Here is a 23928-nt window from a genome sequence, read left to right on the forward strand (position 1 = left end):
GTAACGTAATTTTGGTTTTCACATTTAGAGTGAGGTCACACATGAAATCGATTACAGTCAGCCTTAAAGTGAGACACGTCTACAATCAAAATCCATGAGCAGACGTATCTTTGATTTCTGTTGGCACTCTATAGCGTGGACAACCACATTGAAAAAGCAAAAAAACTTGGAGCAAGTATTGATGTGATTACGCCGCACACGACTAATGCCAGTGAACTAAATGCTGCGTCACGTGGATCTTTTTCAGCGCAGGTTGCTGTGCCTAGCGCATGAGAGACGGTGCCCATGGTTAAGCCTTTAGCAATGGGATGCGTAATGTTGAGAAGGTTATAGATAGGGTAGGCGAGAATCGCGCCAAACAGCCCTACAATGACCACTAAAACGGCGGCAATGGCTGGCTCTCCACCGAGGTTGCTGGAGACTTCCATCGCAATCGGTGTGGTAACTGATTTACCCAGTAGGCTGGCGATTAAATGTATATCCGTTTGAAGATAAACAGCAATTAAGCTGGCCGTGAGCATTGACATAGCACTGCCCACCCCGCAGGCGAGGGCAATGATGCGCCAATTTGAGCGGATCTGAGGCAGTTGTTCATAGAGAGGATAAGCCAGCGCCACCACGGCCGGTTGCAACAGAAAGCTAAGCCACTGGTTATCAGCATAGTAACTGGCATAAGGGATGTTAAAAAATAGCAAGATAGGAATGATGATCACAAGGCTGAGCAGTAACGGATTCATTATGGCCGTTTTGCATTTTTTGCTGATCCAACGTGTCAGGAAAAAGACCGCAATCGTGAGCAATAACCACATCACTTATTCCCCTTTTTCAAAAAACGATCCAGCCCTAAACCCAGACAAACTAATACGATCAGCGTACCGCCCACCGCGCTGGCAAGAATCGGGATGGCGTTACTCATCAATAAATCAAAATGCTCGATTAATCCGACACTGATAGGGACAAATAAAATGACCATATAACGGATAAAAAGACTGGCACTGGGTTTTACCCATTCGACAGGCACGAGCCCACTTGCCAATAAACTAAACAGAATTAGCATTCCGATAATACTGCCCGGAATGGTGATGCCAAGCCAATGTTGAAGATTGATACCTGCCATCAGGCAAAGGAAAATCAGCCCCATAGAGACCAAATATTTTGCAATGGTATTCACAATAAAAGTCGGTGCCTTGTTGTGCCTAAACTATTTTCGGAAATGGGATCGCAGCGTGTTGGTTTGAAACCTGACAGCGCGAAAACCTCGTACATTAACTTGCGATGTCTTCCACATAACGGTAAACGGATTTTAAAATAGCCATTTTCTTTTCGTCACTGCTGTGGGTGTGAACTAAGTTCTCTAAATTGAGCATGTACTCTCCAAGGTGGCTTTCGAAATAATCACGACAGTGAGTTGCCCAACGTCTTTGCTCTTCGTCACTTAATGTCAATGGGTAATTTCGAGCGCGGTAGCGAAACAGCAAGGGTTCGATGCGCTTATCGCTAAAACTAATGTCTAATGCGGCGAGATTGACTGGGTCAGCTTGGCGAATGATCTCCATCGCCGCTTTGTCGGCTGGAGAGAAGAAACCGTCGTAGAGTTGAGTATCGACATCGTCACTGTGCTTATATTCTCGCTCAATTGTGTAGATGCCAATCAGCTTTTCTCTGATCTCAGGGTACTGCTTGATGAGCGCTAAGTGTTCAAGGCACAGGTTTCTATCGACCCCGATATGGTGTGCATTTTCGGCCGTTAATGTTTTGGCCGGCGCAAGGATAGGGCATTTATTGAGATGCACTAATTTGATGGGCACTGGCAATTCATCTTCTGCCAACTCTTCGCGTTTGGTATATAGACGTTGATGCAGTTCTTCGCTGCTTAAATCGATCAGAGGTTGAGGGTTTTTGGCAAGGTCCACAACAATAACCGCATTTTGATTGGTGGGATGCCAAGCAATCGGCACGATCCAACTGGTATATTGGCATTCTCGGCCTAACATACCCGATACGTGCATTAAAGGTGTCATGTTGACGATATCAATCAGATCATTGAGTTTGCGTTTATGGCGCATGTTAAAAAAGTAATCAAACAACTTGGGTTGGGCGGCTTTTACTTTTTTGGCTAGCTCAATGGTGGCGATAACATCGGCCATAGCATCGTGGGCATTCGCATGTTCGATGCCATTGGCAACTGAGAGATGCTCCAGCTTAAAACTGGTAAAGCCTTCGTCATTTTCGGGCCAGTTGATGCCTTCTGGGCGTAGCGCATGGCAGGCGCGCATCACATCAAGTAAATCCCAGCGTGAATTGCCGTTTTGCCAGCTCCAAGCATACGGATCAATGAAATTACGATAGCAAGTGTAACGCGTTACTTCATCATCAAAACGAATACTGTTGTAACCAAGACTGGTGGTGTTGGGTGTGGCGAGTTGTTGATGAATTTTGGCGATAAATTCAGGCTCTGGCAAGCCTTGGGCCACCGCTTTTTGTGGTGTGATACCCGTAATAAGCGCCGCTTCTGGAGAAGGCAAATAGTCCGCTGGTGGTTGGCAATAGATGACCAGTGGTTCGCCAATAATATTAAAATCCATATCGGTGCGAACGCCCGCAAATTGGCTCGGACGATCTTTCGCAGGGTTGACTCCCCACGTCTCATAGTCGAGGAAAAAGAAAGTAGGCGGGTGCTCTTGTCGCATTCGATAGTATCCAGTCGCTGAAATTTAAGGTTTATTAGACCATTGCCCGTGTGACATAGCAATGTGCGAAGCATGCTCTGATGAGGATTTGAAATGAAAAAGCCGGCGCATTGGCACCGGCTTGGAGAAAAACGAGAACGTTCGATACTTTCTAGGCTTGCTGTTCTTGAACTTGTACCTGTTTACCGTTCAATAAGCGGCTGGTAATGGTACCTGCCGTCATTGAACCTGAAACGTTCAACGCGGTGCGGGCCATATCAATCAAGGGTTCAATGGAGATAAGCAGCGCTGCAATCGTCACTGGTAGGCCCATCGCTGGTAGCACGATTAAGGCTGCAAAAGTGGCACCGCCACCGACGCCGGCAATACCAAATGAGCTGATTGCGATAATAGCCACTAGCGACAAAATAAAGTGCACGTCCATTGGATTAATACCGACGGTAGGCGCAACCATCACAGCGAGCATGGCAGGGTAAATACCAGCGCAGCCGTTTTGACCAATAGTGGCACCGAATGAAGCCGATAGGTTGGCAATGGCTGGTGGTACGTTCAGCTTAGTGATTTGCGCTTCTACATTAAGAGGAATGGTTGCCGCTGAGCTACGTGAGGTAAACGCGAAGGTCAACACGGGCCAAATTTTTTGAAAATACTCTTTAGGGCTAACGCCTACAAAAGAAACCAAGATACCGTGCACCACAAACATCAATGCAATGGCGACATAAGAGGCGACAATAAAACCGAGCAAACTCAGAATATCGCCCGCGCTTGAGGTAGCGACAACTTTCGCCATCAACGCCGCAATACCGTAAGGGGTTAGTGCCATCACCATTTTCACGAGGCGCATCACAATCGACTGTATTGCTTCGACAAAGGTGCGGATTGGCGTTTCTAGCTCGGCTTTCTCTGACATTACTTTACGCGCCGCAATACCCGTTAGTACGCCAAAAATAACCACAGCGATGATCGAGGTTGAGCGAGCACCAGTTAAGTCGGCAAAAGGATTGGTCGGAATAAAGCTTAATAGCATTTGAGGAATAGTTAAATCACTCACAGTAGCGGCGCTGCTTTCTAGTACAGCAATACGCGCCGTTTCACGGCTGCCTTCAACGAGGCCGTCTGCTGTTAAACCAAAAGCTTGGGTGACAAAAATACCGATCAATGCAGAGACAGCGGTCGTCAGCAGTAAGATAGAAATGGTCAGGCCAGAGATTTTACCCAGCGAGCCCCCTTTGTCGAGCTTCACAACCGCGGCGATCATCGACACCAGCACCAAAGGCATAATCACCATTTTGAGCAAACCCACATAGCCGTTACCGACGACGTTGACCCAGCCTAATGTTTCCTTGATGGCCACATGTCCTTCACCAAGAACCACTTGTAGAGCAAGGCCAAATGCGCTGCCTAGGATCAACCCAAGTAGCACTAAGCGTGAAAGAGTGTGAGACTTTTTCTGCTGTCCGAAGAGAAAAAACAGAATGCCAATAAATACTGCGAGTGCGGCAATGGCTGCAACTGACATGATGCGACACCTTAAAAGTTGTGTACCCATGATTACGTTGATCGCCGATGAGCGATGTAGTCGATAATGCTAGGTAAAAGGGGAATAAAAGCGATGAAACGCAACCATATCTTTTAACGTAGGTTAATCCAAAGACAAAATCAGCATGATTTAGAACAAATGGTTATCAATCCAGAGGGATTGATTGAAACTTATGCGCATTGGTGTGATTTTTCCTATATAAGTTGGTTTTTTATGCGTTTTATTTAATGCCTAGTTAATATCAAAGAGCATGTATTAACCACTGACTTGCTGTTTCCATAAACGTGCGTAAAGTCCTGCGCGTGCGAGCAACGCTTCGTGAGTACCTTGCTCGGCCACTTGCCCATCTTCGATGACGATGATGTTATCGGCATGACGAATTGTCGATAACCGATGTGCAATACTGATCACCGTTCGATCATGGCAAATGGTTTCCATGTTGCTCATGATGGCCGCCTCTGACTGATAATCGAGCGCTGAAGTCGCTTCATCAAGCAGTAAGATTTTTGGGTTAACTAACAATGCGCGAGCCAGTGCAATGCGTTGACGTTGCCCGCCAGATAAGTTGGCACCTCTTTCTCCTACTTGTTGTTCAAACCCTTGTGGCAGCGCTTCAATAAAGTTTAACGCACCAGCAAGCTTTGCAACGTTTATCAGATCTGCATCGCTTGCATCGGGTTTACAAAGACGAATATTGTCGGCAACGCTGCCTGCAAATAGCATGCTTTCTTGTAGCACCACACTCATGCTGCGCCTTAATGAGACCGGATCTGCAATGGCGAGATCCATACCATCGACCAAGACTTGCCCATGCAAAGGTACATAAAGACGCTGTAGCAGTTTCGTTAATGTACTTTTTCCAGATCCGGAAGGCCCAGTAATACCAATAAATTGCCCCGGAGCGATGGTCAACGAGAGATTCGCTAAGACTTCCGGTGCATCGATATGATAACGGAAGCGAACATTTTTAAACTCAATGCCTCCTTGAACAGAAGGGATGGAAGCAAGGCCATCTTTACTATTTTCAGCCGGTTCGTTAAGAATGTCGCCTACGCGACGCAAGGCTACTAAGGTGTGCTGGAAATCTTGCCACACTTGCGCAAGTCGCAAAACGGGTTGAGTAACATGCCCTGCTAGCATATTGAAGGCGACCAATTCACCGGGGGTGAGCTGCCCATTGAGCACTAAATTGACTCCCCACCAAAGTAAAATGGCAGCGGCTATTTTCTGCACTAAGGCAATCAATTGCCCAGCAATTAAACTGGCTTTTTGGGCTGAAAACGCGCATTCAATTTGTCGACTGAGTATTTGCTGCCACCGTTCTAAAAATCGAGCTTCCGTTGCGGTTGTCTTGATTGTTTCGATACCCGTTATAGATTCAGTCAGGAAGGTAGTTGTCTCTGCTTCTGCGTCATACTCTGTCGTTACCTTGTGACGAACCCAAGGTCCAATACCTAACCACAGCAGAAAGTAAATCACTAATGAACCGATAATCAACCCGGTGAGCGCTGGCGCATAATGAAACATCACACCAATAAAGAGGGTGATAAAAATGAGATCCAAGAGCAGCATTAAGGTTGAGCCCGTCAAAAACTGACGTATTTGCCCCATTTCCCGTACGCGGGCGATGATTTGCCCCGTTTGACGCTGCTTGAAATAACTTAATGGAAGATTAATCAAATGCCGATACAATCGCCCTGATAGTTCTGCATTGACTTGACTAGAAAGATGACCAAAAACCGTATTGCGCAAATAACTGTAAAGAGGTTCAGCAATGGCCAGCGCAAGCATAGCCAGCGCTAAAACGTGCAAACTCGACAAACTTCGCCCCACAAGAACCTTATCAATAACGGTTTCAAAAAGTTTGGGACCAAACAGGGCAAACAGTTGCAGCACAATCGAATACAGAAACACATCACGCAGCTGTTTTGACTGACGAAGTACCGAAGGCATAAACCAGCGGAGGCCCAAAGCGACATCGCTTGGCTCTATACTCTGCTCAATCAGTAATAAGACCTCATAACAGGAACTTGAAGATCCTTGCGCCAACGGAAACTCGAAATAGCGCTGTTTAATGGGATCGTACAAGGTCCAACCATACTCGTTTAGCGCATGAATGACATGCCATTGCTGACGGATTTTGACCAATGCAGGTAGCGGGATCGGCTCGCTTCCTCTGACGGTGATCATTCGGCTTTTCAGACCAATAGATTGAGCGGCCCGCTGAATGTCGAGAGCACTGAGCTCATTTTCGGCAACGCCTAGCGTATGAATCAGTTGTGATGGCGTGACTTTCTTATCAAACGAAAGGCTGGCAAACGAGAGGGCCGCTAATGCGCCATGGCTTTCTTGATCATGAACCGTTGAGACGGTGTTAGTTAAGGCATCCACTCTATTTTTCTCGCAATGCTTCAGCTTGATATTCTCGGATTGGGCTGAGTAGATAATCGATGATCCGACGTTGGTCGGTTTTAATCTCAGCCACGACAGACATACCGGGCAATAAGGCAACAGAGGTACCATCGACTTCAATTGTATGGTTTAACAATTGCACTTGAGCGGGAAAAACCAACCCAAGTTGCTCATCCATTGTCGAGTCTCTAGAAACGTGGACCAATGTTGCCGATAAGGTGCCGTAACGCGTATAGGGAAAGGCATCAATTTTCAACGTCACGGGTTGGCCAGCATAAATAAAGCCAATGTCTTTATTGAGAATTTTAACTTCGGCGACTTGTACCGAATCGTCAGGCACAATAATCATCAAGTTTTGTGCTGGTTGTAAGACTGCCCCAAGGGTGTGAACGCTCAGTTGCTGTACAGTGCCAGTGACAGGAGAGCGAACCACTTGTAATCCTTCATGTTCACGCACTTTGTCCAGTTCATGTTGCAGCGCTGAGAGTTGTAGGTGTGCTTGCTGACTTTTGTCTTGCCACTCTCTGGCCTTTTGCGCACGCAGCGCTTTTAAACGCTCTTCTAGGTTGAGATATTGTTTTTGCAGCACATGTTGTTGTGATGTTTGCTGGGCTAACGCTCGTTCGGATTCTAATAACTCTTTTTCCTGCTCCAGATACTGTACTTGACCGATTAAACGCTGTTGCTTGAGCTTTTTTTGAGCATCAAGGCGCTGAGTAATATTACTCACTAACTGTTTTAAGCCTCTGATATCGACCTCAAGTGATGACTGGGAAGCAAGATTGACCTGCATTTCAGCACGCAAGTTTTCCAACACTGATGTGAATTCGTTCTTTTCAGTATCAAAGCTGTCGATGACCTCTTGCTGTGCCGAAGGTGCCAATGCCAAATACAGGGGATGTTGAGCTAGATCAGCCTTACCACGCAAAGCTTGATACTTGAGAAATTCATGGGTTTGATAGCGTATTTGATGACGTAAACGTTCAATATCTTGGCTAACGCCTAACGTGTCCAGAGTCAGTAAGGGCATCCCTTTTTCGACACGTTCGCCGTCTGCTATATGGATTTGTGCTACTCGGCTTTGTTCGTAAGACTGAATCACTTGCGAGCGCCCAGGGACTAACAGCCGCCCGTTTGCGGTCGCTTGGATATCCAATTTCCCCCAATAGGTCCAAAGTAAGGTGAGCAGTAACCCTACACTTAGCGTGATGGCGGTGATGCGAGCAAACGGAGAGGGCGGGCTCTGCTGTAGAGCAAGATGGCCGGGTAAAAACTCAAAGTAGCCGTTCGTCTTCGAGCGCTTAGAGCGAAGCTTCTTTAACTGAGAGATCATGCTCGCTCATCCTCTTGTTTTAATGCTTGTTGCAGTTGCCATAGCTGGAAATATTTGCCTTGCTCTGCGAGAAGTTGTAGGTGTGTGCCTTGCTCTGCAATCTCGCCTTTTTCCAGCACGATAATTCGGTCACACTCTCTTACCGTAGAGAGGCGGTGTGCGATGGTAATAACGGTGCGCCCAGCGGCAATTTGCTCCATATTGGTTTGAATGATGGCTTGTGATTCATCATCTAAAGCGCTGGTGGCTTCATCAAGAATCAAAATCTTAGGGTCTGCAAGCAGTGTGCGGGCAATGGCTAAACGTTGTCGTTGCCCGCCTGAAAGTGACTGCCCCCCTTCAGCTAAAATCGTGTCGTAACCCAGTGGCAGTTTTAAAATAAACTCATGAGCGCCCGCTAATTTTGCTGCTTGCACAATCTCATCCAAGTTGGCTTGTGGCTTTGAATGGGCAATGTTGTCACTAACACTTTTACTAAAGAGAAAGTTCTCTTGTGATACCACCCCCAACTGGCGACGCAATTCATGAACACCGATCTGTTTGAGTGAAGTGTTATCGAACATGATTTGGCCTGATTCAGGGCTGTACAGCTTGAGTAAAAGCCGAGCCAAGGTGCTTTTTCCCGACCCCGAGCCACCGACCACACCAATTTTCTCACCCGCTTGGATATTGAGTGAAAGCCGATTGATGGTCAGCGGTAAATCGGGTTGATAACGGAAATTCACTTTACTGAGAGTGATCGCACCTCGCAGTTGTAGGGGATGGCTAGCTTGCTGCTGCTCGGTGGGCAAATTGAGTAGGTCGGAAAGTTTATCGACTGCAATTTGCGCTTGTATAAATTGTCCCCACAGCTCGACGAGCCGGGCAAGAGTTTGTGCAACATGGCCGGCGAGCATGTTAAAAGCGATCAGTTGGCCTATGGTCATTTGTAACGCGAGCACTTCGGATGCGCCAATCCATAGTAGAAAGACGCTCGCTATTTTTTGGATGAACTGCACTGCGTGGCTAGAGCGGTTATTCCACTGCTGAACCACATAGTTGCTCGATATCATCTGTTCGGTTTGAGTATCCCAACGTCGAATAAAGCGAGGTTCAGTCGCTAAGCTTTTAATGGTATCACTCCCCGCGACGGTTTCAGTTAGAAACGAAGTGTTGTGCGCCATATGGGTAAATTGTTGTTCAATCGCTTGTTGCAGCCTTGGGGTTAACCACCAAGCCAAAAAGAGATAACACGGCAGTGTGGCTAATACCAATAAGGTTAGCCCGCCAGAAAGTAAGCTCATCACATAGAAAAAGATCACGAGAAAAACGAGATCAATCGTAAGGGTAAACATCGAACCTGTGATGAACTCACGAATGGTATCGAGCTCTCTTACTCGAGTCACAATCGCCCCAACTTGCCTTGATTTGAAAAACAGCAGCGGCAAACCAAACAGATGGTGAACCAATTTAATGCCAAGCTTAATATCAATGCGGTTAGCAGTATGAGCATATTGATATTCGCGCAAACCGCGCAGTAAGACCTCTGCTATTCCAGAAATAACTAAGACGAACACTAAAACATCGAGTGTCGAGTGGGCTTGATGCACTAATACTTTGTCCATCACGACTTGGAAAAATAGCGGTGTAATAAGTGCAATAACTTGCAGTACGAAAGAGAATAAAACAATCTCTGCGATTAAATGTTTATGTTGCGATAATTCAGGTAAGAACCAACGAATATCAAAAGAGGATTGCTTTTTTTTGATATCTAGCGTTTTTCCATTCCAATTCTGTTTTAAATAGCTTGCATCTACTACTTTTGGGGTGTCTGAATCGCATGGATGAATTAAACATTTATCCTGTTCAACTTTAGCTAAAATAAATGGGTGATTATTTTTGTTAAATAAAATGATCGGTTTCTTTATTTTAGTAATGCCAGAAAAAGATTTTACTTTATTAGCAGTAACTAAATAATTTTTCCCTTTTAGATCTTTTATTATTGAATCAAGTGCATTGGATGGTGTTTTATTAGAGGTGTCTAATTTTATTTCACGAATTCCGATCAGCGGTAAGTAGACTGATAAGCAATGCAGCATGGCTTTTTTTTCATTTAAATCAGTCATGTATTTTGATTTTTCAAAGGGCAAAAAAGAAAAGGGGATGGATCATATCATTAATATCAATGAATGCTCAAATATTATCTGGTCTGACTAGTTTTTTTTGGTCTTTAAAAGTTTTTATTATCAATGAGTTGTGTTTTTAAAGGTTTAAACTTTGCTAAGTTATTCATAATTTGCCGTTATTGGATGGTTGCATGCTTTTAAAATGCTATATAACATCAAAAATAATTTTCGGTGTTATAACCGTGTTTTTATAAGGGCCTTGAGCCTTTTTGTTTTCTTATTTAGATTATGAGGTGATTTATTTATGTCTGAGAAATTCGTCCAAACCGTATCAAGTGTTAATTATAATAAAGGTGTGTTCTCTCTCTATTTCGTTGGGCAGAATCAGTCCAACATGGCGAACGGTATTATGGCGGAAAGCGATACTGACTTAGAGCTAAAAGAAGTGATTCATATGCCTGCTTCTGGTTTTATGTATATGGTTTCGATGGTTAAGAATATGCTTGAAGATCCTCGTATGAACGAAGAGTTAGAAAAATTAATTGCTGCTGGTTTTCTACCATCACCGAGTGAAGCACCTCAAGAGAACGAGAGTGGTATTGAGCCTGCTAAAAAACGCGTGACACGCACGAAAAAATAAAAGGTGGCTTAGCGTATGTTGATTCAACATCACGCGGCGAAACTGGATCGTGCAATGATGCAGAAAATGATGGGTGGGATTCTTCTGCTCAGCCAATATTCTCCTCTGCATCAGCGGTATCTTATCAGTGAATGGCAGCAACGGATTATGCCATCATTTGAGTTAAATCAGTTTTGCTATTACGAAGATGAACAAGGACGTCCAATTGCATTTTGTAATTGGGCGTTTTTGTCTGAGCAAGTGAGAGCGTTGCTATTGTCCGGTGAACGAGAAATCGAAGCCGCTGACTGGCGCTCTGGTGATCATATCTACATTCCTGAAATGCTTGCTCCTTTTGGTCACGGACGTCAAATCGTCAATGACTTACGACAGCGTGTTTTTTTGCCGTGGAAAGGGCAAAAAGTGTGTACTGTCCGCGGCAAAATCGACACGCAAAACGACCGCTGTATCCGTAAGGTACAGTGGTTTTCTATTTAAATAATAATAAGAGCCACAGTCTATGGGAAAACCATTTTGGAGAAGTGTCGAATACTTCTTCACCGGAAACTATTCCGCCGACGATGGAAATAACAATATTGTTGCTATCGGTTTTGGCGGCGAAATTCATGCTTATGGTGGTGACGACCATGTTAGTGTGGGATCGATTGGCGCTACCGTGCATACGGGAAGTGGCAATGATACCGTTGTAGGCGGTTCCGCATATTTAAGAGTGAATGACACAACAGGTCATCTCACTGTCAAAGGCGCGGCTGGATATGCCGACATTAATAAGAGTGGCGATGGCAATGTGTCATTCTCAGGTGCTGCTGGTGGTGTCTCGATTGATCACTTAGGTCATCATGGCGACGTCAGCTATGGTGGAGCAGCAGCCTATAATGGTATTAGTCGCAAAGGGGTGAGTGGCAACGTCACCTTTAAAGGTGCGGGTGGTTACAACAGCCTTTATTCTGATGTGGCCCATGGTGACATTCATTTCTCGGGTGGCGGTGCTTATAACACCATTACTCGTAAAGGTAGTGGCGGCGATTTTGATGCTCAAGGTATGGAATATGCCAAAGCGGATGAGATCGTTCTCACTACCGCACAGATGCACGGTTTATCGATTGATAACGGCAACAAGTTCCATGCGGTTAACGCCGTAAAATCAGAGCGAGAGCCCAATACCTATTTGTTTGCTATTGCAGATGGTCATTACACCAAAATCAACAAAATCCGTCTCTATAATGATGCTGAATCCGGCAAACTCAAGTACTACTCAGAGGCGTGGTTCAAGCAGGGTAATCACTTAACCGATCTTGCTCATTCCGATGTTTCTTCTTCAGGTGGCTTTGAGTCCAATCCAGTCAACGGTGGTTACACCCTTTCTAATATTGCCATTGAACATCAGCAATCAGTGACAGTTCATGCGGTTGAGAAAAATCTGACTGAATATGAGTGGGTGACTTACGCCAATGGTGCGGTGGTTGATGCGAAAGAGGTGTCATTGTCGGATGCCAAAATGGGCGGTCATGCGATTGATGCTGATGGTACTAAGGTTGATGTCAAAGCGGTGAAATCAAACCGCAAACCCAACACTTATGTTTACGCTAAAATGCTGGGACAACACACGAAAATCGTTGTGGTTGAACTGGCTAACGATGCCGAGACTGGGGCGCTGAAATATCAAGCCCGCTCTTGGTATAAAGAAGGTGATCACACAGCCAATATAGCCAACCAAGATATTTCGTCTGCAACTGGGTATAACCCAATGGGCAAAGGTGACTATTCGCTCAGTGACTTGCATTACAGTGTAAACGCCGTTAGAAGCACCAGCGAAACCGTGGCTGATATCGACGAATACACGGATCAAACCTTATTCAAACCCGTAAGTGATAGCGGCGAAAGCTCTGGCGATATTCATTTCAATGGTGTCGGTGGCGGTAACGTTATTAAATCTAATGTAACACGCGGTCATGTTTACTTTAACGGTGGCGGTCTTGCCAACCTGATCCTGCATAGCTCTCAGTTCGGTAACACTGAATTTAACGGTGCTGGCGCAGCGAACGTGATTGTCAAAAGTGGCGAAGAAGGGGATCTCACCTTCCGCGGCGCAGGTTTGGCAAACGTATTAGTGCACCAAAGTCAGCAAGGCAAGATGGATGTTTACGCTGGTGGTGCGTTGAACGTGCTGGTTCGTGTCGGTAACGGTGACTATCTGGCTCACTTATTGGCTTACGGCAACATCTCGGTACAGAAAGGCCAAGGCAATAGTCGAGTTACTCTACTGGGCGGCTATAACACGCACACGCAAATCGGTAGTGGTGATGCACTATGGCTAGCGGCTGGCGGTTTCAATGTCATGACGCAAGTCGGTCAAGGCGATGTGGCTTCGGTACTGGCTGGTGGCGCAAACGTACTGACCAAAATGGGTGATGGTGAACTCACGGCGGGCATGCTGGGTGGTGCGAACGTGATTACCCATATCAGCAGTGATGATCAATTATCGAATACCACGGCGGTGGCACTCGGCGGCGCAAACATTCTCACCAAAAAAGGCAAAGGCAACACCCTTGCTGTGATGGGCGGAGGCGCTAACGTGCTCACCCATGTCGGTGATGGCACCACAACGGGTGTCATGGTCGGTGGCGCGAACATTCTAACGAAAGTCGGGAATGGCGATACGACCGGCATTATGCTTGGTGTTGGCAACGTGCTAACGCATGTTGGTGATGGCCAAACCCTTGGCGTAATGGGCGCGGCGGGTAACATCTTCACTAAAGTGGGCGATGGAACATCCATTGCAGTCATGATGGGTGCTGGCAATATCTTTACCCATGTGGGCGAAGGCAATGCTTGGGCGCTGATGGGCGGCCTTGGTAACGTCTTCACCAAAGTAGGCAACGGTGATGCTCTCGCGTTAATGGTGGCCGAAGCTAACGTCTTCACCCATATCGGTGATGGCATGTCGGTGGCGCTTATGTTAGCCAAAGGCAACATAGCAACTAAAGTCGGTAATGGAACCACACTTGCGGCTATGGTGGGTAACGCTAATATCTTTACCCATGTAGGTAGCGGCAGCACGTTTGCGGCGATGATTGGCCAAGCCAACATCATGACCAAAGTGGGCGATGATCTCACCGCTGCGCTGATGGTCGGTAAAGCCAACATCTACACTCATGTCGGTGGCGGAACCAGCCTAGGAATATTCGCAGGCGAAGTGAACGTGATGACTAAGGTTGGTAACGGCACAACCTTGGCTGCGATGTTCGGTAAAGCCAACATCATGACACACGTCGGCGATGGTCTAACGGGCGTGTTAGCACTGGGCGAAGCCAATATCGTCACCAAAGTGGGTGATGATTTCATGGGTGTTGTGGCGGCAGCAAAAGCCAACGTCGTGACCCATGTCGGTGATGCAACCACCGCAGCGGTATTGGCTGGTAAAGGCAATATCCTCACAAAAGTGGGCGAAGGCACCACGGTAGGGTTGTTGATTTCCGATATCGGCAACGTGATGACTCATGTCGGAGATGGCACGACTATTGGTATTGCCAAGGGCAAGGCAAACATCATTACCAAAGTCGGTGATGGTTTGGGTGTTAACGTGGCTTGGGGTCAAGCAAACGTGTTTACTCATGTAGGTGATGGAGATCGCTATAATTTTGCCAAAGGCGAAGCCAACGTCATCAGCAAAGTGGGCGATGGTCAACAAGTCTCTGTCGTTCAAGGTCAAGCCAATATCATTACCCATGTGGGTGATGGTGATGATTATACCGGCGCTTGGGGCAAAGCTAACGTTATCACCAAAGTAGGTAATGGCCGAAATGTTGTGCTAGCCAAAGGTGAAGCCAACATCGTGACTCAAGTGGGTGATGGCGATAGCTTTAACGCACTTTGGAGTAAAGGCAACATCGTCACCAAAGTCGGTGATGGTATGCAGGTGACCGCCGCGAAAGGTAAAGCGAACGTAACGACTCGAGTGGGAGATGGCCTAAACGTCATCGCCGCTTATGGTGATGCCAATATTAACACCGTGGTTGGTGACGGTATTTCGGTCAATGTTGCTTGGGGCCAATACAACGTCAATACCAAAATCGGCGATGGTTTGAACGTCGCGGTTATGAAAGGTAAAGCCAACACCAATATTCATGTTGGTGATGGTTTAGGGGTTAATGCTTCTTACGCTCAAAACAACGTGGCGATCAAAATCGGTAATGGTGATTTCTACAGTTTGGCGGTCGCGTCGAGCAACACCAGTAGCAACAAGCTCTCCGCCCTGTTTGATAACATCAAGCAAACCGTACTTGGTGTAGGTGGTAGCCAAGCCATCAACTACTTAGTCCAAGGCGATGAAGCATCATCATCCGGTACGCATAAAGGCCGTGGTGCGATTGCGACACCTGAAATCACCAAGCTGGATGGCTTCCAAATGGAGGCGATTGAAGAAGTGGGCTCGGACTTGGGTGATAGCCTCACAGGGAGTGTGACCAAGGTAGACGCACCTGATCTCAATCAAATGCAAAATGCGCTCAGCGTTGACGACTCTTCGGACCAAGTTCAAGGGCCAAATCTCATTGTTAATGGCGATTTTGAGCAGAGTGATTTCGGTTGGAGTTCTACGTATGGTGTCGAAGCTTATGTTTCTGCAAGTTCATATGGTTTGGAGCGGGATGGGCACGGTAACAATGTGTCTGAATTGGCAACAGATCAAAGCACGACTATCTACCAAGATATTCAGAACCTGACGGAAGGCGAGGTCATTGCTGTGAGCTTTGATTTTGCAAAACGTGCAGGCATTTCTAATAACGAAGGCATTGACGTTCTCTGGAACGGCGAAGTGGTTTTCTCATCGTCTGGTGACGAATCTGCTTGGCAGCAAAAAACCTTAAAACTGACCGCTCATGCTGGCAGTAACCGTATCGAATTCAAAGGCACAGGCCACGATGATGGGTTGGGCTATATCTTAGATAACGTAGTGGCGAAATCAGAAACGCCACAGCAAACTAATGCGGTGAGTGAGCATGCAACGCAAAATCAAGCGTCGCAGAATGCTCTATCAGACAAAGATCGCGCAGAAACGGATCGCCAACGTTTAGAACAAGAAAAGCAGAAACAGCTCGATGCTGTCGCAGGTTCGCAAAGCCAGTTGGAATCTACCGACCAACAAGCCTTGGAAAATAATGGCCAAGTTCAACGCGATGCGGTGAAAGAAGAGTCGGAAGCCGTGACGGCTGAGTTGACCGAACTGGCACAAGGTCTCGATGTGCTCGATGACAAAGCCACGCATACGGGTGAGTCGGGCGACCAATGGCGCAACAATTTTGCCGGTGGCTTGCTTGATGGTGTTCAAAGTCAATTGGACAAGGCAACACAGGTTTCTCGTGAGCAGATTGCTGCCGCGAAACAGACGCACACGGACAATCAAAATAAAGTCAAAGATGCGGTTGCACAATCGGAAGCGGGCGTTGCAAAAGGTGAGCAGAACCTAGCGGGTGCAGAGCAAGACATTGCCGATGCTAAAACTGATGCTGAAAAACGTAAAGCCGATGCTTTAGCAAAAGGTAAGGATACGCAACAAGCGGAATCTGATGCACACAGTGCCGCAAACGATGCGCAATCGCGTGGTGATCGCGATGCGATGAACGCGGAAAATAAAGCCAACCAAGTGCAGAATGATGCGAAAGGGGCTAAGCAAAACGAAAGCGATCGCCCTGATCGTCAAGGTGTTGCGGGCAGCGGCCTTGCGGGTCAAGCACATAGCGTCGAAGCCGCTGGTGCTGCGGGCCGCCATATCAACGCTGATAGTCAAACAAACGCTGATGGCCGATTCAGTGAAGGTTTGAGCGAACAAGAACAAGAAGCGCTAGAAGGTGCGACCAACGCAGTCAACCGTCTGCAAATTAACGCAGGTATTCGCGGTAAGAACAGCGTTAGCACAATCACATCAATGTTCAAAGAAACAAACACCGACAGTATTGTGGTGCCAACCACTGCGTCTCAGGATGTGGTTCGAAAAGAGATCCGCATTTCAGGGGTGAACTTAGAAGGGCTTGGTGAAGCTTCGCATGACTCTGCTGTATCGCTTGTGGCGGCTCGCGCAGAAAAAGTGGCTAATCTTTATCGTTGGCTAGACACCGATAATGGCGTGGCGACGGACAAATATCTCCCCGTCCCAGGTTTTGAAGGTATTGATGCGAATGTTTCTGATGAGACTAAGCAGCGTATGATTCAATTTGTTGGTGGCTACATCGAACATACCGACAACCAAGTACCGAAAGATCAAGCTCAGGCATTAGCCACTTTGTTTGTTGAAGCCACGCTCGATTATGATTGGGATAAACGGGTTGAGTTTCTTACCAAGCTTGAGAGCTACGGTTATAGCTTTGAAGCGCCACATGGTGAGAACAGTATTGTATCGTTCTGGTCAGGTAGAAACTTCAAAGAATACCGAAATGTTCTGGATAACGCCCAACCGGACGGTAAGAAGGTGGTTTATGACATTGATGTCAAAGGTAATGCTTTCGCGATAGATCTGAATAAGCAGTTGATGCGCTGGGGAGATCTATTCCTTGATTCAGATACAACTGAGCAGAATCACTTGCAATCATCGATTGATGCGGCAACGTTCAGCAATACAGGATTCTGGAGTTCAGTTTATGCAGCAGGTGCAAAAGACGATGTTTATGTTATCGCTGAAGGTGGAATGCGTCTTGGAAACTATTTCTGGAACGTTGAACTGCCTTTGCTACGTCAATTGCAACGTGAAGGACTGGTCGGTGAAATACGCCTACTCGATAAGCCTGTTTCAGAATACAAAGATGTGCCAGTCAACGAGATTGGGCACAAACTTACCGATGCTGGTGTCGGTGTTAAAGTCCGTTTTGATGCACTAAGTGCAGCGCAACAAGCAGAGCTTCTGGCCAAAAATCCAGAAGGTTACAAAGCTGATTCTCTGATAGAACTCGATGTGAAATTAAGCGCTATTGACAGCATGCTGCGTGACGCCTTGCCATTTTACTCACTGCGTACCGAACGAAATCTACTGGTGCAAGAAGGGGATGAAGGCTTCAAAGTACGTGCATGGCCAGGAAACGATGACAAGAGTAAAACCATTATTCTGGATAATCCTGAAGACGAGGCTCAGAAAAAAACTATCGAACGCTTGATTCTGGCCAACTTCGATAACTTTGAACAAATGCCCGATAAGCTCTTCTTAGTGGATAACACGGTTATCTCACATCATGAAGGCATTACTCATGTTTTGGCGCAGAAAGTCGATGGTGCATGGCAATACAACGCCAAAGTGGAGCTGATGTCAGTCACTGAGCTTCTGGATGCGGCGCATGTAACGGGTAAGATCCGCGGTGAAAGCTATCAGCAGGTGATTGATGCATTAGCCGAATACCACTCCAGCGTCACTGAATTCTCTGATTACGAGCAGGAATCAATAGAAAAATTGCTCAGTCTGCGTAAAAAAATTGAAGGCTATGTGCTGGGGCATCCAGACTCAGGGCGTATTGAAGCGATGAATTCACTGTTAAATCAGGTGAATACGCGTCTAGAGGAGGTTTCTGTTTTTGCCGTGGCTGGGCCAAATATCCAATCTCAAGACAGCTTTAGCCGATTATATGATCAGCTTGAAATTGCTGCGAAGAAGCAAAATCATCAAGTCACTGATCTCCTTGATGCCTTGTCAGGCAATGAGAAGCACAAAGAAAACGTGGCGATTGAAAATGATGGTACGCCACCGCGCGATAAAGAATCTCTGAGTCCATTGACTCGATTCCTCAATAACGAGTTGTATGGTGAGAAAGACGCGCGTCGTAAGATTGGCGAAATCACGCAAACCCTACTTGACCATGCGGTAGAAAATGGAGAATCGCAGAAAGTCACCCTCAAAGGGGAAGTGGGCCGTCTAACGGGGTATTACCATCAGGGGGCTGTAGCAAACGAAGGTGAAACGAGCGCGACCAGCGGCAAAGTCGTGTTGTTCCTGCACGGTTCTGGTTCTTCTGCTGAAGAGCAAGCGAGCGCGATTCGCAATCACTACCAGAAGCAAGGTATCGATATGCTCGCAGTCAACCTGCGTGGCTATGGTGAAAGCGACGGCGGACCAAGCGAAAAAGGCTTGTACCAAGACGCTCGCACCATGTTCAACTACCTAGTGAATGACAAGGGTATTGACCCAAGTAATATCATCATTCATGGCTACTCAATGGGTGGGCCGATTGCTGCTGATCTCGCGCGTTTTGCTGCGCAAAATGGTCAAGCAGTTTCAGGTTTGTTGCTCGACCGCCCTATGCCAAGTATGACTAAAGCAATCACTGCACATGAAGTGGTAAATCCTGCTGGTATTGTAGGTGCAATCTCTAAGGCGGTGAATGGTCAGTTCTCTGTAGAGAAAAATCTCGAAGGTTTGCCAAAAGAGACATCCATTCTGCTGTTGACCGATAACGAAGGTTTGGGTAACGAAGGTGAAAAACTTCGTACCAAACTCACCGCTTCGGGTTACAACGTCACTGGTGAGCAGACATTCTATGCTCACGAAGCAAGCAACCGCTTGATGAGCCAATATGTGCAACAAGTTATCACAACCTTGATCTCTAAAACGGTTGCAACTGATGATGAAGAGCTATCGTTGGAAATGGAAGCTCATAAGCCAGTAATTGACGTCCTGCAGAGCCTCGGCGAAGGTAAGCAAACAACGCTCGATTTATCATCGGTGTCTACTAAAGACGAACTGAAAAATGAAGCGAAAGTCTTTGCTAAACCTATTGGTGAATCTTATCAAAAGATCTTAGACCAATTGGATTTACTGCATACCACGCAAGGTGATAAGCAAATAGAAGCAGCATTAAGACTTAATAACTTAGTTGATGACTATGTATCACACCATGAAAAATCAGGTCGTAATACCGCTTTACTGAGCCTCAAAAATCGCGTGAGTGAAAGCCTTTATAATAACGTTGCGCAAGAAACGAGAGTCGAAATCGCAAAATTGTCTGCTACTCGCATTGATTTAGCGGCGGATCTATTGCATCGGCTGCGTTCTAGCACCAACAAGGTGTCTTCCGTTGTTGATATTAAACATCTTGCCGATGGAACAAAATACAGCAGCCAAGAGAGCTTAGCTGTGCTTTCGAAACAAGAGGTTCCTTTTAATAAAGAGCTGCAAGACCAACAACTAGTACAAGGAAGAGAGACCGGTGAAGCGGTAGTTAATAACGTACAACTGTCGGATGACGAGATAAAAGGGATTAAATGGTATACCAGTGAAGGCTTCCAATATGTAAATGAAGCTTTAAGAAAAGAAGAGAAGCTGACCTATTTTGTCAAAGACAATGCTGTTAATGCTGTTAAAGGTTTAAATAAACTTGAGACATTTGAAGGTACCGTTTATAGAGCTTTCATGCCAGGAGTAAGCTTGAGCGATCTTGCTTCACAAGTGACTCCTGGCCAGTTATTTAGCGATCAAGGTTTTACCTCTACATCAACCAGTACTGAATTGGCTAAAAGTTTCCGAGGTGGGAAAGATACAGTTATTCTGACCATTCTTGATGCCAAAGGAACTAACGTTGCTGGGCTTGCGCAGTTAAATCAAGCGGAAGTCTTACTCAAACCAGGTGCTCATCTACGCATTGAAGCGGTGAAAGAAACGGATCAAAATTTACACATCGTTGCTAAGTACACCGAAGAGTTTCATGCGGGTGAAACGATACGTAATTTATTTGATGGTAAAACGATTGGTATGGCGATCAACCTAAACACTTCAACCATCAATGAAAGTGTAATTACTTCGTTTGATCATGATGACATCACCGCAATACTAAAAACAAAATCCTTACTGGACAGTACTCATTTAGAAAACACATTGGGTGCTGATAATCATATTCAAAACCATAATGTACAAGACTGGCATACGGCTGAAGTTGCGGTAGTTGACGGCGGAGACACTCGCTTTGATGGCCAAGTGATCGTACAAATGGAGAACGATCCAGTCGTCGCAAAAGCGGCGGCAAATCTAGCTGGCAAGCATGCTGAAAACAGTGTGGTCGTTCAGCTCGATTCTGAGGGGAATTATCGCGTGGTGTATGGTGACCCATCGAAACTGGATGGAAAGCTGCGCTGGCAATTGGTTGGCCATGGGCGTGATGATTCAGAACACAACAACACTCGCTTAAGTGGCTACAGTGCCGATGAACTTGCAGTGAAATTGGCGAAGTTCCAGCAGGCATTCGGCCAAGCGGAAAATATCAGCAACAAGCCTGACCATATCAGTATTGTCGGTTGCTCTTTAGTGAGTGATGACAAGCAGAAAGGCTTTGGCCATCAATTTATCAATGCCATGGATGCCAATGGTCTTCGCGTGGATGTGTCTGTTCGCAACTCTGATGTAGCGGTAGACACAACAGGGCGCAAACATACTCAAGATGCCAATGGAAATTGGGTAAAAAAGGCTGCAAACAATAAAGTCTCACTGACTTGGAATACGCAAGGCGAAGTTACCGCACGTGACGAGATCATTCGTAACGGTGTGGCGGAAGGGGATATCCATCTTTCTCGTGTTGGTGCGAGTGAGGTTAATGAGCCAGCACGTGGTGCCATCGGCGACAACAGTGAGGTGTTTGAAGCACCTGAAAAGCGTAAACCGGAAACGGATACTACGGCATCGGCTGGCAGTGACAATAAGCTCAGCTACTCGGGCAATATTCAGGTCAACGTCGGTGACGGTGAGTTCACCGCAGTTAACTGGGGTACGTCAAATGTTGGTATTAAAGTGGGTACGGGAGGCTTTAAGTCGCTGGCCTTTGGTGACAACAATGTCATGGTTCATATTGGTAATGGTGACAGCAAACATAGTGTCGACATCGCTGGTTATCAGGCGCTTGAAGGTGCTCAAATGTTTATGGGTAACCGCAACGTAAGTTTCAATATGGGTCACAGTAATGACCTTATCGTGATGATGGATAAGTCGATCCCGACACCGCCACTGGTCAATCCATTTGATGGTGCATCACGTATTTCAGGAGTATTACAAAGCATCGCACAATCAGGCAAGGGTGCTGATTGGCTAGCGGCTCAAGAACAGCAGTGGACACTCTCTGGTGCGAAAAAATTTGTTAAAGAGATGTCCGGTCTCGATCAAACCAGCAGTGTTGACTACACCAGTTTGGTTGATTTGGACTCTCAGAATGAGCGCAGCAGCCGCGGCTTGAAGTCTGACGCTGAAGCCACGTTGAATAAAAAGTACAACCAGTGGTTAAGTGGCAATAGTAATCATGATACTGGCAAGATGAGCCGCGCGGATAAGTTCCGTCAAATGAACGAGAAGTTGGCCTTTAACTTCGCGGTCGGTGGTCAAGGAGCCGATATTCAGGTCACCACGGGCAACTGGAACTTTATGTTCGGAGACAACATCCAAGCGATTTTGGATACCAATCTCGGTTCATTGTTTGGCGTATTAACCCAGCAATTCTCAGCAACGGGAATGGCTCAAACGACCTTTACCTATAATCCGCAAGATTTGCCTCGTCAGCTTAAGAATAAGCTGCTGGGTAAATTTGCTGAGGTCGGTGCAGAGACGACTTTAGGTGATATCTTCGGTGTCAATTACACCGCTGATGGCAAAATAGTCTCTCGTACTGATGAAGCGGTAGATGGCGTTGCCATTTTAAAAGAGATGCTAGAAGTGATTGGCGAGTTTGGTGGTGAGCAGCTCAGCGCATTTACTGACCCAGAAAAATTGCTAGATAGCCTCAAAGCGGGAATCGATATGGGGGCTGATGGTCTTCAATCCTTTGCTGAAAGTCATGGACTGAAAGAGAAAGCACCAGAGGAAAACGATACAGCGCAAGTGACTCTCAATGGCGCACCTGCGGCAACGGAAAACGTATCAGCCACTGTTGAAGAAACCAAACCAGAGCGCGCATTTGGTTTTAATGCGCTCAATTTACCCAATGTATTTGCCACTATGTTTAGCAAAGATAAGCAGACAGAGATGGCATCATTGGTCAGTAATCTGAAGCAGAATCTCACCGCCGATTTGCTCAATATGAAGGATAAAACGTTTGATTTCCTTCGTAACAGTGGGCATTTGCAAGGGGATGGCGATATGAACGTTTCTCTGGGCAATTACAACTTCAACTGGGGTGGTGACGGTAAAGATCTCGGCGCTTATCTCGGTGACAATAATAACTTCTGGGGAGGACGTGGAGACGATGTGTTCTACGCAACGGGAGTCTCCAATATTTTCACCGGCGGTGAAGGCCACGATATGGGCGTTTTAATGGGTCGCGAGAACATGATGTTCGGCGGTGATGGTAATGATACGGCGGTTGTGGCCGGACGCATTAACCACGTCTTTATGGGCGCGGGTGATGATCAATCCTTTGTCTTTGGCGAAGGTGGTGAGATCACCATGGGGTCAGGTAATGACTATGCGGTCACTTCAGGTAACTTCAACCGTGTGGACATGGGAGACGATCAAGACTTTGCAGTGATGATTGGCAATAACAACCAACTTGATCTTGGTGCAGGCAACGACTTTGCGAAAGTCTTTGGCAATTACAACCGAATTGATGCTGGACAAGGAAACGATGAAGTCAAACTGATGGGTTACCATGCTTCGATTAATGCTAGCGAGGGCGAGGATTACTTAATTGCCGCCGCCATCTCAAAATTCAGCACATTAAACGGTGGTGAAGGTAACGATGTCATGGTGCTTGGGGGTTACCAAAATACGTTCAAAGGCGGTGCTGGCGTAGACAGTTTTGTGGTCAGTGGTGAGGTGATCGATAACGTGGTTGAAGATATTCGCCAAGGTGAAAACATCATCTTCAACGGTATTGATTGGAACCGTTTATGGTTTGAGCGTAGTGGTTACGATCTGAAAATCTCTATGGCACGCCATACTGATACCTCTTCCGATCAAACGCTATTTGATGCGTTAGGTTGTGTGACTTTCAACGATTATTTTGCAAATAATCGAGCCAAACTTATTATCGGTTTAGGTGAAAAAGACGCTCAAGGCGAGCAGGAATATACCTGTTTGACTGATAATGCGTTAGACAACCTCATTCAAGCGATGAGTTCCTTCGCGCCTAAGGTGGGAGAAAGCAACTTTATGGATGGATTAGCTTCTCAGCCTCAGCAAGCGATTATAGCCGCATGGTCGGATGTGAATACCGGGAAGTTTAGCTTGTCGTAATCATGTCTTTCACGGGTTAAAA

Annotated in this window: 10 protein-coding genes; 3 read left to right on the forward strand and 7 right to left on the reverse strand. The window is 46.4% G+C overall.

Annotation, left to right across the window (positions count from 1 at the left end):
* Positions 1-128: 128 nt before the first annotated feature.
* The 7 genes from CCZ37_RS05340 to CCZ37_RS05370 form a co-directional block, all read right to left on the reverse strand.
* Positions 129-809 (reverse strand): CidB/LrgB family autolysis modulator, encoded by a 681-nt coding sequence (locus CCZ37_RS05340; protein WP_010319624.1) that lies wholly within the window; start codon positions 807-809, stop codon positions 129-131.
* On the reverse strand, positions 809-1141 hold the full coding sequence (locus CCZ37_RS05345; RefSeq protein WP_033197434.1) for a CidA/LrgA family protein: 333 nt from the start codon (positions 1139-1141) through the stop codon (positions 809-811). Before CCZ37_RS05345 ends, CCZ37_RS05340 begins: the two co-directional genes overlap by 1 nt.
* 124 nt (positions 1142-1265) lie before the next feature.
* On the reverse strand, positions 1266-2690 hold the full coding sequence (gene sbcB / locus CCZ37_RS05350; RefSeq protein ID WP_094499945.1) for an exodeoxyribonuclease I: 1425 nt from the start codon (positions 2688-2690) through the stop codon (positions 1266-1268).
* Positions 2691-2841: 151 nt separating this feature from the next.
* Positions 2842-4209 carry an L-cystine transporter gene (locus tag CCZ37_RS05355; RefSeq protein ID WP_094499946.1) on the reverse strand — a complete coding sequence of 456 codons (1368 nt, stop codon included), beginning with the start codon at positions 4207-4209 and terminating at the stop codon, positions 2842-2844.
* A gap of 276 nt (positions 4210-4485) precedes the next feature.
* Positions 4486-6621: a type I secretion system permease/ATPase gene (locus CCZ37_RS05360; protein WP_094499947.1), complete on the reverse strand. Its 2136-nt coding sequence runs from the start codon at positions 6619-6621 to the stop codon at positions 4486-4488.
* 1 nt (position 6622) lies between these two features.
* On the reverse strand, positions 6623-7975 hold the full coding sequence (locus tag CCZ37_RS05365; RefSeq protein ID WP_088732566.1) for an HlyD family type I secretion periplasmic adaptor subunit: 1353 nt from the start codon (positions 7973-7975) through the stop codon (positions 6623-6625).
* Positions 7972-10080 carry a peptidase domain-containing ABC transporter gene (locus CCZ37_RS05370; protein ID WP_094499948.1) on the reverse strand — a complete coding sequence of 703 codons (2109 nt, stop codon included), beginning with the start codon at positions 10078-10080 and terminating at the stop codon, positions 7972-7974. Before CCZ37_RS05370 ends, CCZ37_RS05365 begins: the two co-directional genes overlap by 4 nt.
* Positions 10081-10384: 304 nt before the next feature.
* On the opposite strand from CCZ37_RS05370, the gene rtxH reads away from it, so the two are divergent.
* The 3 genes from rtxH to rtxA are packed head-to-tail and all read left to right on the forward strand — an operon-like array spanning position 10385 to position 23906.
* Entirely contained in the window at positions 10385-10720 is a 336-nt protein-coding gene (rtxH, locus tag CCZ37_RS05375; protein ID WP_013856638.1) for a protein RtxH, read from the forward strand.
* A 15-nt stretch (positions 10721-10735) separates the two neighbouring features.
* A complete protein-coding gene (gene rtxC, locus CCZ37_RS05380; RefSeq protein WP_094499949.1) occupies positions 10736-11197 on the forward strand; it encodes an RTX toxin-activating lysine-acyltransferase RtxC in 462 nt (153 codons plus the stop codon).
* A 22-nt stretch (positions 11198-11219) separates the two neighbouring features.
* On the forward strand, positions 11220-23906 hold the full coding sequence (gene rtxA, locus CCZ37_RS19300) for an MARTX multifunctional-autoprocessing repeats-in-toxin holotoxin RtxA (protein ID WP_094499950.1): 12687 nt from the start codon (positions 11220-11222) through the stop codon (positions 23904-23906).
* The last annotated feature ends 22 nt before the right edge of the window (positions 23907-23928 follow it).

This window comes from Vibrio qinghaiensis (genome assembly GCF_002257545.1).
GTDB classification, from domain to species: Bacteria; Pseudomonadota; Gammaproteobacteria; order Enterobacterales; family Vibrionaceae; genus Vibrio; species Vibrio ordalii.

Coding starts and splice junctions, on each gene's coding strand:
- CCZ37_RS05340 (WP_010319624.1), bottom strand. CDS start 809: ATGTGGTTATTGCTCACGATTGCGGTCTTTTTCCTGACACGTTGGATC.
- CCZ37_RS05345 (WP_033197434.1), bottom strand. CDS start 1,141: ATGGGGCTGATTTTCCTTTGCCTGATGGCAGGTATCAATCTTCAACAT.
- sbcB (WP_094499945.1), bottom strand. CDS start 2,690: ATGCGACAAGAGCACCCGCCTACTTTCTTTTTCCTCGACTATGAGACG.
- CCZ37_RS05355 (WP_094499946.1), bottom strand. CDS start 4,209: ATGTCAGTTGCAGCCATTGCCGCACTCGCAGTATTTATTGGCATTCTG.
- CCZ37_RS05365 (WP_088732566.1), bottom strand. CDS start 7,975: ATGATCTCTCAGTTAAAGAAGCTTCGCTCTAAGCGCTCGAAGACGAAC.
- CCZ37_RS05370 (WP_094499948.1), bottom strand. CDS start 10,080: ATGACTGATTTAAATGAAAAAAAAGCCATGCTGCATTGCTTATCAGTC.
- rtxH (WP_013856638.1), top strand. CDS start 10,385: ATGTCTGAGAAATTCGTCCAAACCGTATCAAGTGTTAATTATAATAAA.
- rtxC (WP_094499949.1), top strand. CDS start 10,736: ATGTTGATTCAACATCACGCGGCGAAACTGGATCGTGCAATGATGCAG.
- rtxA (WP_094499950.1), top strand. CDS start 11,220: ATGGGAAAACCATTTTGGAGAAGTGTCGAATACTTCTTCACCGGAAAC.